This window comes from Xenorhabdus miraniensis, from assembly GCF_002632615.1.
Genome location: NZ_NITZ01000018.1, coordinates 77,506 through 95,533, shown reverse-complemented (window position 1 = coordinate 95,533; position 18,028 = coordinate 77,506). Strand labels below are relative to the sequence as shown.

Annotated in this window: 14 protein-coding genes; all 14 read right to left on the bottom strand. The window is 41.4% G+C overall.

Annotated elements, in window-relative coordinates; genetic code table 11:
• Positions 1 to 3: 3 nt before the first annotated feature.
• The 14 genes from Xmir_RS16040 to Xmir_RS15975 all read right to left on the bottom strand — a co-directional run bounded on the left by Xmir_RS16040 (position 4) and on the right by Xmir_RS15975 (position 18,006).
• Entirely contained in the window at positions 4 to 555 is a 552-nt protein-coding gene (locus Xmir_RS16040) for a type VI secretion system baseplate subunit TssE (protein WP_099115190.1), read from the bottom strand.
• 80 nt (positions 556 to 635) lie between these two features.
• A complete protein-coding gene (tagH, locus tag Xmir_RS16035) occupies positions 636 to 2,273 on the bottom strand; it encodes a type VI secretion system-associated FHA domain protein TagH (RefSeq protein WP_244170958.1) in 1,638 nt (545 codons plus the stop codon).
• A gap of 96 nt (positions 2,274 to 2,369) precedes the next feature.
• Positions 2,370 to 2,915 (bottom strand): type VI secretion system tube protein Hcp, encoded by a 546-nt coding sequence (locus Xmir_RS16030; protein WP_099115188.1) that lies wholly within the window; start codon positions 2,913 to 2,915, stop codon positions 2,370 to 2,372.
• 81 nt (positions 2,916 to 2,996) lie between these two features.
• Positions 2,997 to 4,502 carry a type VI secretion system contractile sheath large subunit gene (gene tssC, locus Xmir_RS16025; protein WP_099115187.1) on the bottom strand — a complete coding sequence of 502 codons (1,506 nt, stop codon included), beginning with the start codon at positions 4,500 to 4,502 and terminating at the stop codon, positions 2,997 to 2,999.
• Positions 4,503 to 5,054: a type VI secretion system contractile sheath small subunit gene (gene tssB / locus Xmir_RS16020; RefSeq protein WP_099115186.1), complete on the bottom strand. Its 552-nt coding sequence runs from the start codon at positions 5,052 to 5,054 to the stop codon at positions 4,503 to 4,505. It abuts the gene before it with no gap.
• A 115-nt stretch (positions 5,055 to 5,169) separates the two neighbouring features.
• Positions 5,170 to 6,240: a type VI secretion system protein TssA gene (gene tssA, locus Xmir_RS16015; protein ID WP_099115185.1), complete on the bottom strand. Its 1,071-nt coding sequence runs from the start codon at positions 6,238 to 6,240 to the stop codon at positions 5,170 to 5,172.
• 44 nt (positions 6,241 to 6,284) lie between these two features.
• Positions 6,285 to 9,956 carry a type VI secretion system membrane subunit TssM gene (gene tssM, locus Xmir_RS16010; protein WP_099115184.1) on the bottom strand — a complete coding sequence of 1,224 codons (3,672 nt, stop codon included), beginning with the start codon at positions 9,954 to 9,956 and terminating at the stop codon, positions 6,285 to 6,287.
• 38 nt (positions 9,957 to 9,994) lie between these two features.
• Entirely contained in the window at positions 9,995 to 11,224 is a 1,230-nt protein-coding gene (locus Xmir_RS16005) for a DotU family type VI secretion system protein (protein WP_099115183.1), read from the bottom strand.
• A 51-nt stretch (positions 11,225 to 11,275) separates the two neighbouring features.
• Positions 11,276 to 12,616, bottom strand: coding sequence for a type VI secretion system baseplate subunit TssK (tssK, locus tag Xmir_RS16000; RefSeq protein WP_099115182.1), 1,341 nt, complete (start codon positions 12,614 to 12,616; stop codon positions 11,276 to 11,278).
• 25 nt (positions 12,617 to 12,641) lie between these two features.
• On the bottom strand, positions 12,642 to 13,295 hold the full coding sequence (gene tssJ / locus Xmir_RS15995) for a type VI secretion system lipoprotein TssJ (protein ID WP_244170956.1): 654 nt from the start codon (positions 13,293 to 13,295) through the stop codon (positions 12,642 to 12,644).
• Positions 13,296 to 13,301: 6 nt separating this feature from the next.
• A complete protein-coding gene (locus Xmir_RS15990) occupies positions 13,302 to 13,706 on the bottom strand; it encodes a DUF4150 domain-containing protein (RefSeq protein WP_099115181.1) in 405 nt (134 codons plus the stop codon).
• Between the two features lie 27 nt (positions 13,707 to 13,733).
• On the bottom strand, positions 13,734 to 14,354 hold the full coding sequence (locus Xmir_RS15985; RefSeq protein WP_099115180.1) for a DUF3540 domain-containing protein: 621 nt from the start codon (positions 14,352 to 14,354) through the stop codon (positions 13,734 to 13,736).
• Between the two features lie 14 nt (positions 14,355 to 14,368).
• A complete protein-coding gene (locus Xmir_RS15980; RefSeq protein ID WP_099115179.1) occupies positions 14,369 to 15,442 on the bottom strand; it encodes a pentapeptide repeat-containing protein in 1,074 nt (357 codons plus the stop codon).
• Entirely contained in the window at positions 15,439 to 18,006 is a 2,568-nt protein-coding gene (locus Xmir_RS15975; protein WP_099115178.1) for a DUF2169 family type VI secretion system accessory protein, read from the bottom strand. Before Xmir_RS15975 ends, Xmir_RS15980 begins: the two co-directional genes overlap by 4 nt.
• Positions 18,007 to 18,028: the final 22 nt, after the last annotated feature.

Here is an 18,028-nt window from a genome sequence, read left to right as displayed (position 1 = left end):
TTTTTATCCTGTTTCTTTCATAATGAAATAACCATTTTCCAGATCGATATCACTGCGGAATAAAAATTCAAGTGGCCAGGGAATACACCACAAAAATCCTTTTATTTCGATGGATAATACATTGTATAGCGACAGTGAATTTAAATCGGAAATGCAGTTCACCTGAAGATTATCGGGAATGATGCGCGGTTCAAAAATACGAATGGCATTAATAATCTTATTTTGAATATCGCACCATTCGATATCAGACATATTTCTACCGGCCAGTGGTTCCATGCCGAAGTTATAAACAGAGTGTTGTATTTCTGGGAAAGAGGAAAGATCTTGATTAGGTTCTCGATTGATGCTGTTAAGTAACCACTGCAAATCCCGTAGTACATTTTGCCGCAGGGCTTTGTGTGATAATAGGTAATTGTTGACAGTTTCTTTTTTCTTGGCAGTGTCGTTATCTGTGAGCCTGTCAAGTAAAGAAGGCAACATTTTATCTCTGGCTGTTATGCGCGGAGGTTTTCTCGCATGATAACCGCCATATAACAAAGTAATATTGTCATTCATTAGTCACCTATTAGGTATTATGGTTATGGGTGATATTGGTTGAGGTGACGAAAAAAATCATAGGAGAGAAATATTAATTCTTATTTATTTGATTTATTTTGAGAACATTTATATCGATGTATTTCTGCCTCATAGGCTTGCAGGAAATTTTTCCCGAATAAAGCGTTATCCTGATCAAGTTTATGTACTGTTTTCTGATAATGTTTAGTGAGATAGTCCCATAAAGCGGCTTTATAAGTTGATGTTAATGATAAACGAGGAAATCCACCCTCTTTATAGGCTTTTTGTTCAATAACGTTAGGATCGAATAACTGCAAGATATCTGCTGTAATGGCACGTAACCCTGCGACCATACCTAATTGATGGGCTTGGAGTTCAATTAAAATATCCCGTGTAGCTTGTTCTGGTGACATAAAGCCAGGCATATGGTTACCGAACATCTGAACCAACACAGCCTGGCCTGAAGGTAAGAGTTTAAACGGATTATTGGCATCGGCCAAAACTTGGGTCATGTCTGCATCTGTCTTGTGTTTTAACAAGGTTCTTGAAGCATTAAGAGCTATAATGCCTTGGGATAGCTGACTGACCAATTTCCCCAATTGATACATTTTATGTTCATCAAACTGGGGTTGTTGAATATAATTGAGTCCCATACCGTTTAATAAAGCTTCCAGAGACTTACCTTCTAATTTAACTTCATCTGTTTGGTGTGGATGTGGAGAATGGGGTTTATAGGCAACGGGATCAATATCAAGACGTTCGTCGACACTTTCGTCATTCTTACTGTTATTATCATGACGAAAAGAATGATCTTGATAATTAACAGATTCTTGATAATAGTTTTGGTTCTGGAGTTCAGTGTCTGATGGATTTTTTACTGAGTTCTTGGTTATATCTTCTGTTGCGTTATCCAAAGGTGCCAGTGGTTCAGCATTATCTAGCATTAGGTTCAAGGGATCGTCATTTTTAATATTCCCCTGAGTATGCTTATTGGCAAATAGTATCAGAGGATCAATTTCCTGTTTATTGTTCTGATTACCATATTGATTATTTTGCTGTAATAACGCGCTGGGTGTGGTGTCATTCAGAATATTTTCTTGTTGGAAATCGGTATCAGGATTAAACATTGTAACAGGATCAGTGGCACGGAATTGCAGGCTATCAAGGTCGATTGTTGTCTCCATTTGTTCCAGTGGATCAATAGGATTACGTTCCTGATGTTGTTGGGGATTTATCAGCGGATTATTATCATTCAATGGTGTTGCTTGCGTTAGCGTAGTCTCTGTTGGAGTAAAAATATTTTCCAATCCGTCCCAGACCTCATTAGGAATATCGCCCGGTTTATTGTTGGAAGGTTCAGCCGTATTGAGAGTTCGCGTTGTAGCTGAGGGTGGCGCACTTTGTTTGATATTAACAACCTGAATTTGGTAATCACCAATATTCAGCATATCACCATCACAAACTTCAACCTGGCGGTCGGGTGCCATTGGGATTGTGTTCAGTGAAATCTCAGAAGCAGTACCACGATTAATCATGCGGCATTCGCCATCGGAAGAAATAGAGACAATCGCCTGCAAACGGGCTATGGCCTGTTCTTCATCGGGTAAAACCCAGTTATTGTCCGTGCTACGGCCAATAGTACCGCCAGGTGGTGTGAAATCATAACTGAGTTGTGGCGGTTGGTTTGTTCCGGTATTTTTAACAATGGTGAATCGCATAATTATGGATGCCTATTGTTGGTGGAAGTAATCCCCTTTTTTGGGAAAAGGGGATTATTATCATGTAAATCCATTTTGTAAGTATTAATATAAATTTTAGCTAGCAGAAGGCGCACTACCTTTATGCGCACCCAGATCACCTAATGTTGATATAGTGACTTCCTTCCCTGAGGTAAGATCATAACTAAATGCAACGGCAGCCTGTTGTACTCCCTGATCATTTTGCGGGAAATAAGCAAAACCGAATTTTTTGGCGGTAATAGCTAATGATATGCCGCTGGAATCTGGACTAATATTTACGTCACTAGTGTCAAAAACAACATCAATAAAAATAAATCTTTCTATAGGAAGAGACTTATCTCCTGAGCCTGATACGCAACGTTCTATTACTGCCCAAGCATGGGTTGTCTTCCTGAACATACTGGCTAAAATCGATACGGTAGCTTTATTAAATTCAGTATAAAAAATCAGAGGACTAATATAACCACGTCCTGCATGACCTCCGGTGACAACTGATGATACTGCATTTGACAAACATATACTGGAACTGAAGATATTTATCCAATCTTTATGATCAGAATCTAGAGATTCACCTGCTATTTTGTCGACTTTTAGGAAAAAATTATTAAAAGGAACACTCATAATATGTTACTCCTATAAGTACTTCATTTTTTGAAATGGATTAGAATCAGTACATGATTAATAGAAATGGCATAAAAATAGCTAAGATTTTGCTGAGGGTAATTTTGATACAAGTCGTAAAGATACTGTTAAACCTTCTAATTGATAATGAGGGCGAAGGAAGAATTTCGCATTATAATACCCAGGGTTACTTTCTACTTCTTCGACCTGAACTTCAGCTGCTGCCAAAGGCTTCATGGACTTGGCTATTTGAGATGAATTAATGGGATCACCATCAATATAATTTGTGATCCATTGATTTAACCAGCCTTGTATATCCTCCCGATCCTGAAAAGATCCAATTTTATCGCGCACAATACACTTTAAATAATGCGCAAAACGGCAGCAAGCAAATAAATAAGGCAAACGAGCCGAAAGATTCGCATTAGCAGTAGCATCCGGATCATCATATTCTGCTGGTTTTTGGAGTGATTGTGCACCAATAAATGCCGCCATATCCGTATTTTTGCGATGTAACAACGGAATAAAACCATTCTTTGCCAATTCTGCCTCACGACGATCGCTAATTGCAATTTCAGTAGGGCACTTCATATCAATTCCCCCATCATCGGTTGGGAAAGTATAACAAGGCAGATTTTCCACGAGTCCGCCGGACTCTATACCACGGATAGAAGTACACCAGCCATACAGTTTAAATGAACGATTAATATTAATGGCCATCGCATAAGCAGAATTGGCCCAAGTGTAGTTGCTGTGTGTGGGGCCTTCCGTATCCTCTTCAAAATTAAAAGCGTCTACGGGGTTGGTTTTGTTGCCATAAGGCAGACGAGAGAGAAAACGGGGTAGCGCCAACCCCAGATAACGAATATCTTCAGAATCACGCAAACTGCGCCAAGGGGCATATTCCGTATTCTGAAAAACTTTGGTCAGATCCCGTGGGTTAGAAAGTTCTTGCCAGGATTCCATTTGCAACACACTTGGTGCGGCACCCGTAATAAACGGGCAATGGGCTGCTGCACTAATTTGTGCTATTTCACGCAAAAGCTCAACATCGGGCGCGGTATGGTCAAAATAGTAATCACCAACCAGACACCCGTATGGTTCACCACCAAACTGACCATATTCTGCTTCATAGATCTTTTTAAAGATAGGGCTTTGATCCCAACTGACGCCTTTAAAACGTTTTAGTGTGCTACCCAACTCTTTTTTGGAAATGCACATCACACGGATTTTCAGCATTTCGTCAGTTTCAGTATTATTGACCAGATGATGCAGGCCGCGCCAGGCGCCTTCCAGAGCCTGGAATTCGTCATGGTGCAGAATATGATTAATTTGTTGCGATAATTTGTTATCGATTTCGGCAATGAGGGTCTGAATGGTACGGTAGGTATCACCAGAGACTGTGACAGTATTTTCCAGCGCCTGCTGAGCTAACGTTTTCACCGCATTTTCAACGGCATTGCGAGTCTGATCACTTTGGGGTCGAAATTCTTTATTCAGGAGTACACTCAGTTCATCAGGCGTATACTCTTTCGGTACCTGTTCTTGCTCTTGCTGAAGTTCGGTTTCTTGTTCAGTTGTGCTCATTTATGACTCCTTATTTTCAGTCTCTTCTTCAGGGGTATTTTCTGTTTCAGTAGCACTTTCTGAAGGTTTTGGCGCTTCGGCCAGAGATTTCATCAAGGCCGGGTTTTGCAGAATTTCGGAGATCAATTGTTCTGCGCCGTTTTTACCGTCCATATAGGATAATAAGTTTGCCAGTTGGGTTCGTGCCTCCAGCAGTTTAGCCAACGGCTCCACTTTTTTAGCAATAGCATCAGGTTGAAAGTCTTCCATTTTTTCAAAGTCTATTACGACACTCAGCTTTCCATCCTCTGTTAACGTATTGTCCACTTGAAAAGCAACACGGGGTTTTATTGATTTCATGCGCTCATCAAAGTTATCAATATCAATTTCCAAAAAGCTGCGTTCATTAACCCCAGGCAAGGGTTTTATCGGCTTTCCGGCCAAATCAGCTATTACCCCCATAACAAATGGTAATTGAATTGTCTGTTCTGAACCGTAAAGTTCAACATCATATTCAATCTGTACACGTGGGGGACGATTTCGCCCGATAAATTTTTGTCCACTGGATTTCATAGCAAATTCTCCATTACTGGCTAATTAGTTTGACAGCTTAATAAGTTAATAAGAAATGAGCCGCTAATAAGGCATGTTGAATTAAGAGTAGAAACGGCTAACTTTAATCTGTGTCTCAGTTATCCGGACGACCAAAAATGATTTCGAGTTGATTTAGTCCATCTGGGGCAAGATCATAAACAATATCAACAAAATCACGATCAATTAACCGCTGAATGCGGGCAATCATCATCGGAGCAGGATGACTGGGTTCATACTTAAGAAAATAGTCTTTGGCTTTCTCTAATAACATGCGTGCTTCATCACGGTTGTTGGCTTCTACTTCGCTCCAATACGTTGATATCTTATTTTCCGTATTCTTTGATAATAGGGAATTTGTCCGTTCCGCAAAGGGGGGAATTGGCGTCGGTGCATCCGGCATTTTTCCTTTGTCAGGAATGTTTTTGTCAGAAATATGGGTTGCTGATTGAAATACTGGTGCGTGGCAAAATTCAATCACCTTATTTAAATTCTTTAAAAGATTAGATAATTCAGGTGCATACATTTCTGATAATTTACTGCCAATAATATTCAGTATTGCGATAAGGTGGTCGCGGATATTTATTATGGCTGTGATTTCGGGGTTATCACCGAGTTGTTTTAATTCTTCCACCAATCGAGTACGCCCACCTGTATAGCCACTAATTTCAGTTATTGTTCCATCAAGTAATGAAAAGACTTCCTGTAATGACAATTCTTTTGAAATACTTTTCAGCAGAATGGAATGTTTCACTTGTAAGGTAAGAGGTGAATCATCTTCAATAGCGGCGAGTATATTAAGGCGAAACAACGGATCATATTCTCCCTCAAACTCCAGTGTTGGCCAGACCTCCTCCCAATAGCGCTCCAGTGTTTGCCTGAGCAAATCCATACCATCGGCATAACCACATAATCCCCGCATTTCTAACCATGATTGTGTTAGCGCTATGATGACACGCAAGTCTTTAGTACGATCCAATAACTTTATGGATTGCTTTTCTACTTCCGCCCAATTGGGCTGTTCTGCGGGAATAGTAATATCACCAAATTGCTGTTCTACTTTTCCGAACAAGGATTGTTCTAACTCCATAAATTCGGCATCGTATTCCAAATCTTCTCCACAGGGCGATTCGGCGCTGACTGGCTTAAGTAAGGCATCAATATTCATAGTCATTTTCTGCTCATGTTGATGATTAAATACGCTATCGATTTTTATGAATTTATTAAGTTGGGGCAGGTGAAATTGGGTAGCTGAAATGGGCTAAAAATACTGTTTGGGATAAATTTCAATGAAATATGATGACCATTGATGTTGAATGTTGCTGACAGGCTCATATCACTACTGGCGCTTTGTTGTTGTGGAAAAGGTTTCGCATAATCTAGCAGGCGGTTTAAAGCCCACGGGCCAGAAGTCATTAAACTGGCTGTTGTTCCATCTGCTAAATTCAATTGGATGCGAACCTGATTTGTTTTACCGGGACCGGGCCAATTGAACCGCTGTGAAACGGGAGGGCCGTGACTATATTGTAATTGCTGACCGTCTACATCCAGTATCATGCTCAATATGTTGTAATCCATGTCAACCGTGCGCACGATGATTTGGAATGAAGGCGCGGTGGCTTCACCAGTAAAAAAGGTATTGCGGATAATCTCAGCTTCTTTAAATGGCTTGAGTAATTCTTTATTTTCTGGCGATACTTTACCATCCACTACTGAGATAAAACGCCAGTCTGGTTGGCTGGTATCCACTTTTCCCACAAGATTCTTCTGGAAAAAGCTGTCCATTATGCCTGAGCCGGGCGCAAACATTCGTGCCATATCATCGGGTTTTATATCATTACGGGCGCTATGTGACAGCGGGTAGCGATTGGCAATCGCCTGATTGCAGAAACTGCTGACTTCTGCATTAAGATGCTTACCGATATTCTTTATATCACTGAGCTGCGTATCACTGTTGGCACCCATCGCCAATGAAGAAATCATATTTCTGAACGGAATGGGCAGAAGTTCAGCCGTTGCCTGTAGCTGCATAATGATTTTATTTGATGGTGCAGGCATACCTATATTCGCTGCATCTTGTACCGAATTCAGGTATTCATATAATTCGTTGATTTTTTTCAATATATTATCAAAAGGAATTTTTTTGGTTTTGCCATCAGAGATTTTTGCCAATGCAGTGATTTGTGCAAAATGCTCTTTTAATGTTTGTTCTGGTGTAGGTTGTTCGTCTTCTGGTCGTAGTTGATTGGGGACGAGTTTTGTTAATGATTTAGCGTTATTATTGACGATATTGCCTATTTTATCTGCCTTGCCATTGCTCAGCCCCTCATCCAAGGTGACATTTTTACTGATATTAATCAGCAGATGGCGCATGGGAGAAAGATTTGAAGCTAATAAGCGGGCCATGTTGGCACGTTGTTCCATATTGGTGATATTGTTCAGGCGAATATCAGACAGAAATTGATCCCATTGATAAATATAATCATTGATATAAAACTGGCGTACAAAAAATGCGATCTCTTTAGGCGGTTGTTTTCTTTCATACTTTCCCAGTATCCAGCTATCCTGGCTGTACAGCGTATCGATAAGCGTGTTGAGATCCTTGCCAAAACCTGTTTTATAACCTGCTGGAGTAAACATTCCGGGTATACCCTGAGTTATCGGTGTACCACTGATACGCGAAAAAACAAGTTCAGTTTGAGGGCCTGCAAGAGTTATCAGGCTTACCGGAGGTAAGTTAGCGTTATTCAACAAGTTATACTTCAAATGAGTATAGATGCGTTGTGCTGGTGGAATGCTGCTGAGCTGAGCCTGTTTTTGTTCCACCAGTTGGTTATCACGGATATAGGGTGATGTGACAATTTGATTGTCCAGCAGTTGTTTAAGATGTTCGTCAATTTGAGACAACTGTTCTTGGTCTTGGGGAATACTGGGTTGCAAATGGGTTTGCAAATATTGCATTACCCAATTACGTAAAAACTTACTGTCATAATGCTTGGGCTGATATAACATTTGATACGCTTTCAGCGTATTGTATGCGCTATCCACATTAGCACCTTTGTCTTGGCGCAACTCAGAGGTTATTAATTGTGCGATTTGTGGCAACAATAATGAATTTAATGTTTTTGTGTACAGAGTCCTGCCTGCATCACTAATCTGTTCTCCACAATATAATCCCATCCGGTAGGATAGAGGGGGATCATCAAGTGAAAATCTCTCACTCTTCGCCAAATTAGCCAGATTGTTTAAAACAGGTAGCAGGGAATAAATATCGATATGATTGGTTTCTTTTTTTAACTCCGCATTTTTTAATTCAGCACCTTGGCGAAGAATAGGGGGGATCTTAGCCTGTACTTCCATGAGGTAATTTTTGTTGTTGCTATAGCTGGTAAAAAATAAGGTGATAATGAATACCAAAGTTGTAACCAGAATCGTATAACCCAGTCCATTCAGCAGATAACTGCGGTATACCCACCAGCGGTTGTAACTGGCTAATCCCGCTTCCTGAAAAATACTTCCCAATAAGTTTTTCAGAAAATAAGCCTGATGAATTTGAGGCTGATGCGGAAAATCCTCATTATTCTGCCATGCCTGATGATTGTTCCATGATAGTGAACGACTATTATTATCTGTTGGTAATTGGAGATGATGGTTAAGCCTTTCCATGACCTTATCAAATGGCGCGTCTTTTTGCATTCCACTGGTGAAATAAAGCCCTCGTGGGGAATAAGGAATTTCAAATCCAGATTTAGCGAATACAAGTTCAAGGTATTGCCCAATTAATGGACGTAATGCGGCGAATTCTTGTGGAAATAAATAACTTTCGGCACAGTGTCGAGGCATATTCTGTTGCAGTAAAATATTGGGTAATTCTGCATCTAATCTTTTTTGTAACAGATCATATTGCTGTTCAAAAAAATCGCTGATATTCCAGTCAGTTTTATTCCACGGGAAAGTAAACCCCCAGATTTGATTGTGTTGCGTCTTGTCAAAATGAGCAAAGTAAGCATTAAATCCTTTCAATAAATCTGTTTTCGTGACGATGACATAAATCGGAAACCGGATTTTAAGTTGTTCATGTAATTCTGCTAAGCGCCTGTGTAACAGATAAGCTTGCTGTTCACGGGCTTCCTTGGGTAAATTCAGCAAATCTTCCACACTGACAGTAATAATGACGCCATTGAGAGGCTGGCGTGTACGATATTGTTTCAACAGCTTAATGAAATATTTCCACTCATTGGCGTCTTCTATTGGCTGCGTATCTTGTGTGGTATATCGTCCCGCCGTATCCAGCAGGATTGCGTCATGAGTGAACCACCAGTTACAGTCATTAATTCCTTTCATGCTGTACAGTGCCGATTTTTCGAAATGGTCTGATAATGGGAAATGCAGGCCGGAATTTGCCAGTGCGGTAGATTTCCCTGAATGAGGTGCTCCGATAACGACATACCATGGTAATTGGTATAAGTATTGTCGATTGAAAAAATGCCTCCAATTCGGTTTGTATTTGGTATTCAGTCCATAAAAATAGGCATTTTTCAGGAGCCGTGAAGCATGAGAAAAGCGTTCTGACAGTGTTGTTGTATATTGAACCTGTTCACTTTCGTCATTCTCCTTGTTTTCCTGATTGTCCTTGTTCAATTGATGGGATAACTTTTTTTTATCCAGCCATGCCCGATAAAGGCGAGGCACTAACTGAATTAAAACCCAAATAAGAAATAATGAGGCGATGGTAATTATGCGTACCCAATTTGATTCAAAAGGTATCATGCTGCCAATTGAAATAATGGGTCCAATAAACCAGATAATGGAAGAAATGGCGGTTAGTCCAAGTAAACTCCACATTAACCGGCTGGTAATGATGGAAAGAATGGCGTTCAACATGTTTCAGTTTTCTCACTCCGTCTGATTTACAGGAGAAACTAATTTACAGGAGAAACTAATAGTATGATTTCTACTCGTCTGTTTTTAGCTCGATGACTTGGCGTATCATTTGGCACTAAAGGGTTACTGGCTCCTCTTCCTTCCGTTTTAACGCGCGTGGGTTGATCCAGATATTTCTGAAGTTCTCTTTTTACTGCCTTGGCTCTGGCGAGTGATAGTGCATAGTTGGATGAAAAACTCGCGCTGTACATGGGAACGTCATCGGTATAACCAATCACCAGAATTTCACCTTTGAAACGGTTTATTGTCTCAGCAATGTTCTTGATAATATTCAAGTAATGGCTGTTAATGTGTGTGGAACCTGTTTTGAACAATCCATCGCCTTGCAAAGTGATGATACTTCTGTCAAACGAATCGGCCACATTCAGTAATCTTGTGGCATTTTCATTCCTTAGCGTCTTTTGCAGATTCAACGTCGGTGGTACGGCAGGTACAGCAGGTACGGCAGATGATATCCGATCATTAACTGACACATTAGGCAAATTGGTTTGATAGATTGTGGCTAATACAGGGCTGACGAGATCCCCTAATTGCCAGTTCAACCCAATATACAAAATACAAACGAAAAAACTGATTACCGCGACACCGGCCCATATCGGGAAAGGAGATTGCCAGAGTTTGTTCGGTGCAGTGGTGGTGGTGTTTTTGAGCGCCGGTGATAATTCTGGGGGATGGTTTCCACGGACTGAATAAATTAACTGGAATAAGCGTTGTTTCACAGTTTCCAATTGGGAGCGTCCATTATCCATAATGCGGTAACGCCCTTCAAATCCAAGTTGTAGGCAAAAATTAATGAGTTCTAGCAGAAACAAATTTTCTTTTGGTTTCTGTGATAATGTCGCTAATAGCTGGAAAAACTTTTCACCTCCCCACGTTTCATTGTGAAAGGTAACCAGTAACCCGCTGCCGGACCAGACACTACGAACTCCCCAGGGTGTTAATGCCGCAGCTTCATCCAGCGCAGTACACAGGCAATAACGTGCTCCAATGATCACTTCGTAAGGAAGTTTGGCTTGCTGGCATTTCACTTCAAAGCCCCGGATTTCATCGATCAGTTTTTGTCGTAAACCTATTGGGTCTGGATGCTCTGTGGAGTGGCGGATCTGCGGGATACTATTCAACAGAGGGTTTGCGGCATGAACCAAGGGGTTATCACGAGAGTCACCAGAAAACACAGTATAATCATGTGCATTTTTGCTTTGCATCATATGAAACGTTCCCTCTATTTATTATTCTTATTTTTATCCAGCCTGATTACGTTATTTGGACTGATTACGAATAGCCCAGAATTCCATGTTCAGGCCAGGAAATTCACCAGACAGATGTAACGCAAAACCACCGGATTTTTCCATTTGGTTCCATAATTCACCCTCTTTTTCTAATTCGAAATATAAGTAGCCTGAATGCCAGGGGATCTGTCTGGGGACTGATGGCATTGCACATACTGAAATACCGGGTAATTGCAACTGAACTAATTCACGTATACGACCAACAGGGGCAATTTTCATCTGGGTGGGAAAACGGTTCATCAATGTTTCTTTGGGAACATCAGCATAAACGGCCAACACAAAACTGAATGTGTTCAGCATATTGACGTCTGGTAAAGTGGCCACATTCAACCCATGAGAATATTCGGTCAGAGGTAACAGGATCGCATGTTCTTCTAAAATGATTGATAACCCTTGACGCAATTCGAACATCAGATGATCGAAACACATTGCCAAATTGTCATGATCATAAATTGGGAGTTTTTCTTCCGGCATTCGTGTTTGAGAAAAACTGGCTAATTCAGTAGCAAATTGTAGCCATTCACTGAACAGGCGTTCTGGATGCAGTAATGGCAAATTTCGTATGTGGCTCACTTGACCGCTATAACGGTTTATCAATGACAGCAGAAGAAAGTCCATGACTTCTGAATCGTTGCGTCGCCCCAATTGTAACAAACGCTGGCTTATTTGCTGGCGACGCTGTTCCAGCAAACCCTGCAAATCTGCAATGAAACTGACCACTTGCGGATGTGCATGACAATTGAGCAGGGGAGGGATAAATTGTGGATTGATATGCAGCTTATTATCGCGGCTTCTGTTCATGACATGCACAATACTCAATGAAGTCCATTCTGGTGTTAGATCTGATTTCAGCATTAACCGCAGACGCATTCTCCCAAACTGCACTGTGGCACTTCCGACTGACATCGCATTAAAATCATTGACTTCAGACTCAACGCTGACAAAACGTGCCATGGAGTCGTTTCTCTCACTGAAAATGATCTCTTCTTTTCCTCCCCGGAAAATTGGCAATGCCAAGACGACATTTTCTCCTGTTTGATTTTCTGCAATTTGCAAGGGCGTCGGTGCCTGGGCTTCAGTAAAACGAAATGGCGTTCCATCAGGAAAAATGCCGCTGGCTGATGAAACCATCACCTTGCCTTGCTCAAGAAATGACTGATCCAATTCCAGAGTCAAAAAGCCCCAATAATATGACGTTTGCGCTATTCCCCAATCCCGAACATAAGCTTCCAGATAATTTTCAGATTGTTGAAAGTGATGGGGACGTAAAAACATGCCTTCTGTCCAGATAACTTTTTCTGATCTATTCATCCAGTTCCTTCCCTTGCGGCATACATTAATGGTCTTTATTGATAAGATTCAAGCCGTTGTCTGTGACTTGAATGTATATGTCTAATTCGTCTGGCGATGAGGCCCAAAATTGGTAAAAAGCAGGTTCTTCTGGTTCGGGGATGGGGAATGAGATGCGCCATCTTTTCCCATTCAATTGCTTATATTCAGCGAAAATTCCGATGTAGCTGGCTTCTGGCGTGTTTTTTTCAAACCAAAATCGTTTGTTTTGGTCAGGCAGTAAAAAAAACTGATCGGCATTCACCAGTTTATTACCTAATACAGCTTCTGCTTTTTCTTGTAGTGAAAAGAAATCAGCCGACATAAACTCTACGTTTGATTTCAACAAGATAACGTGTATTTTCAGTGGGGCTGAGTTATTCGCATTAATTGGGATATCAAAAATCAATTTATAGGGCGGCAATTTTTTCTGTTCTGGTGATGAAGAACATCCTGTGAATGCCATCAAAACAAAAGAGAATAATATCATCCTTATCCATCTGATATTTAAATTTAATTTGTTTATCAAAACGCTCTTTGTTTTATCAGAAAAAGGTTGTTTTTCATGGGGAATATTCCCTGCATTGTCCATGACTTCCCCCATTTTCCATTTTATTGTAATCAGCGATTGATTTATCCTCATTGAGGAATAAAAAAACAAGGTGAGTCAGATACCTGAAATATCGACTTTTAGCTGGCTGGGGGTGGAACGTGCTCCCATGGTATTGGTTGAGTTCTGCATGGTCAGGCTTGATAAACGGGTTGCTGGTGAACCTTTAATCAGCACACTATTAGCGCCCAGCGTATGACGGGATGATCCCATTACCGTACCTGAAGCAACCCCAAGATTAACACCGGCATTATCTCCATTCGTCATAGCAATGGTTGTTGAAATGTTATGGGCAGGACTACCTACAAAAAGAATATTGGTGGTACTGGGACTGATACCACTCATACCTTGCGCAATATTGGGATAAGGTATTGGTAACGATGGCCATGGTGGCATTGGTGTCAGGCAGACATCTGGAATTGTTGCTGTATCTGTGCCACCTGCTTGGGTATTAGCGTACATCGCTTTTCCTCCTTAAGTTAATGTGGATCAGCCAATGTGGATCTGTTCAGCATCTATTTTGGTAATTGCTTTGGCGGAAATGACCGTATTTTGGGCATGTAATCGCATATAGTTTTCAGCCTGCATATCCAATTGCCCTGCGTGCACTTGCTCTGTTTGTGTTGTATGGCGGAATAGCCGGTGGCTCAACTGTGTGACGACCTGCCAAACGGATTCAAGTTGATTGCCTATGATTCTGGTGACAGAAACCCAGGCGGACAGAGACTCGCCACTGTATTGCATTTCATTGATATGGCAGTTCCCGTTATCTGCTGTAATATTCAGTCCATTGCTGTATAAGCTTAGATTCCCCTGAGAAGTTATGGATAAATCACCCGGGATGTTTATTTCAGCCGGGTTCTGTTGTTCAGCCCGTTCTAATATAGCCAGTATCCATAACTGTTCATGGACCTTTGTGACCAATACGGTGTCGCCCATTCCCGGGGTTAAAAGACAACTGGCAGCCCGTCGGCAATGCCAACCCCGATTTTTGCTTTCGACCATCAAACTGCCGTCCTGAAGAATATTCACAACTTGACCCGCAATCTGTTGTAGTGATTCCGTAGCAAGAGAAGAATATGAAGAGAGGGCATAAGAGGATTCCGTCATTTCGATTCTCCAAATTAAATCTTACGTTGGCGTTGTTGCGTACTCCACTCTTCCGCAGCAAATAGCTCAGGATCATTTTCCAATATGCCCTGACGGTCAGAAAACAATGTCCCAACCTGTTGAGTACGATGAAAAAGAGTTCTCATGAACCGTGCTGCGCGAAAATCACTTTTGCTGATATTGGCATAGGAAAGATCTGCGTAGGTCATATTGCAGCCAGTAAACTGTGTATTCACTGCATGGACTTTACGCATGATAGCCTGTTGCAATTGGCTGTGTCGGAAATCAGCGAGTTTAAGACAAGAACCGATAAAAATAGCTTCATTAAACAAACTGTTACAACAACATGTATTTGTCAAATCAGCATCAATGAATAATGCTTGAGTAGCATCGGCATTTGATAATTGAGCGTTTTGTAATCCGGCCCCTTTGAAATTACAATGAGTCAATTTTGCATGGTTGAAATTAACTGCTTCGAGTTGATTGTCTGTAAACAAGCATCCTTGAAATTGTTGTCCCTGATAATTTTGACCACATTGGTCACAGGCAAAGAAAATGGTTTTGATGAATTCACAACTATAAAAATCTGTTTTTCGTAAGTCTTGACGAAAAAAAGTAACCATAAAAAGATAACAATTATGTAACATTGCGTAATCCAATGCGGAGTCGATAAATGTTACTCGATCAAGCTTACTACCATTAAAATCAGCATATTGCAGATCACAGGATGAAAACTGGCTACTATTTTGTTTGGTTATTTTAAACTGTGCCTTTTTCAAAGCACACTGAGTGAATAAACAATTGTTCAGTGTGCTCTTGTTGAATATAGCACGCACCATATCACACTGTTCAAATAGGCTTTGGTCACATGTAACTGAATTAAAGCGAGTCTCTTCAAGCTGGCATTCAGTAAAGACGGATTCTTTTAGAATGGAATGGGAAAAATCGGCTTCTGAAAAATCGACTGACCTGAATCTGCCACCTGATAAGTTTTGACCAGTTAATGAGATTCCCTGCAAATTGACTTTTTCAATGACATCACCCTGCTTGATTTTAGTAATGAGTTCATCCGCTGTCAGTGTACTCATATTACTTCCTGATCGCGTTTGGGCAAAGTCTTAGTACGTTGTGTATACGCCTGATCAATCAACGTTGAATCGTCAATGATTGATTGCGACATATCAGTGCGGAACAGATTGGTTTCCCGTAAATCAGTTCCATTGAAGCTGCATTTCTGCATAAGGGCACCTATCAGATTGGCATTGTTTAATTGGGCATCCCGAAAATCTGTTCTGATGAATATGCTCTGAGCCGTATTTAAATACTGCATATTGGTTAACTGGCAGTTTGCTTCACTAAGGTCACTATTATTCAGCGTTGCTGAATGGAATGTAGACTGAACCAGAAGGAGCTGGCGCAAATTACACTCTGTGAGTGTGGCACTGCTGAAATCTGCCTGATTAAAATTACTGCCCATCACAAATGAGCAGGTTAGTAATTTGGCAGCACGAAAATGGATTGATTCTGCTTTTGTCTCCGCCCATGAACAACTGTCAAGCGTGGCATGATCAAAAACGGCTTTCTCCAACTGGCACTTGATAAAGGAAACTTTATTAAGGCTGGCATAGTTGAACTTGAGTGAAGGCAGCGTCATTTCCAGAAAGGTACAGTTTTGCCATTGTGAATGTTGAAAACGACATTGAGTGATAAAAGCCCCGTGCAGGAATAAATCGGCGAAGAGGGTATTGCTAAATCGACAATGATCAAACAGTGTTTCCTGCAATTGAGTTTCTTTAAAACTGGCGGCAGAAAAATCACTCTGCTTACATTTTGCTTGTGACAAATTGGTATTATCGAGTTTTACGCCATACAGAGAGGCATTGCATATTTCTGTTCTGACCAGTATTGCTTCACTGAAATCCGCATTATCCAACTGACAGTTATTGAAACAGGTACTTTCTAATAAGGTGCGGGAAAAATTGGCACCGCGCAGATCCATGCCGGAAAAGTCGATGCCTGTGAAGTCCATTCCACGGAAGTTACCGTCTTTCTGCATGATTCGTTGAACACGTTTGCGAATAATCTGTGACAGATCACCCGATAAACGCAGGGCAGGGCCTTGTGACTGTACTGAGGCCAGATACATTTTGTACAACGCCAGTTCAGCCTGCGTTAGCTTTTCACTGTCAAGTCCGAGCTGTTGTTGCTGTTGGTGCAATATATCCCGTACCTGAAAGTAATTTTGTGGCCCCCTGAGTTGATTATCCATAGCGCTCTGATCGACATTAATGCCCCGTTTTATGGCTCTTGCCCGGATTTTTTCTCGTTGTTGTTCAGCTTCCGCGTATTTTTGAGCGGCATCTTGTTCTGTCTGGTTCACAAATTCTGGTAATTCATCAGCTTTGGGATTAGAAACGGGTTCAGAAAGGGGAATTAATGTATTGATATCTCTACCATATCTCTCCATCCGCTCTCGTTGTTGCTCACGCAGGCGCTTTTCCCGGTTTTGCAGATTTTCTCTTAAAGGGCTGTCACCATCCGGTTGTTCTGTGTCCACCCATGGACCAATAATTTCTTCGGGAATCAGGTCCTTTTCCCGAAAGGCGTACAGTGCTCCTTTTTCTTTATCCATTCGTTGGTTAAGGATTTGAAGGTAATGACTTTCGGCACGAGGTTCCCCGCTGAGTTCCATTGTGGCAAGCATTTGTAAGACATCGGTGGCATCATCTTCATTAATGTGCGCGCAACCATGCCAAATCAGGATCATTTGTTCCAGATGAGGAAAAAACCATACTGTTGTATTGCGCATGATAATTTCTTCGAAAACCTCCTCATCAATCCGCAATCGCTTGATAAAACAACGAGCCTGCCAGGGAGGAAGCATCCCTTCCTGTACCGGTTTTTCAGGGTGCATATTCCAAATCCGCCACGCTGCCTTTTCGGGTAACGCTTCATATTGTTCCCACCACTGATCACGGGGAGCTGCATTGAACAGTCGCCAGTCAATATCACTGGCAAAACCAGGAAATTCATTTTCGAGCCACTGTTTGTCATATTTTTTACCTATGCGGGTAAAACGACGGGGCCATATTAAATCCAATGGACAAAAGCTGGCCGGGTTGGGTTTATCCCGTGGCGATAATAATTGTCTGTGCAGGGTTTCAATGTTTGGCAGACGATGGATCTCTACACCATTTTCCTGTATTTCGGGCGTGAAACCGATCCCGTGTGGGTTTTCTTCATCATCTTTTCCGCCGAAAGCCCGGCTCCAGTCCAGCCGCATCTGTTCAAATTCCTGAGGCTTTGATGGGGTATTGTTAACCCAGTGGCGGTTGCCGAAAACAACTAATGTTTTATCTAATTGCTCCACTTGGATACGTACAGAACAAGATGTTTTATCTGCCTGATGATGCGTATAGGCATAACCCGTAGCGAGGAATTCTGAGTAGGATTTGGGCATGGCAAGATCGATGATACCATTGCAGGTTTTCAATTCAGCCTCTGCAAGTTGCCAAAGTTCCGGCTCTGGTCGTAGGCGGGGGGATGCGCTCATATCGGTCAGAGCCATGATGGATACCCCAAGATAATTTTTTTGCTGCCAGCGATAAGGGCGATAAAGCATACTTAGACGCAGAGGTTTAATGATTTTCATTGAAACGCTCCAAATGAGTCTT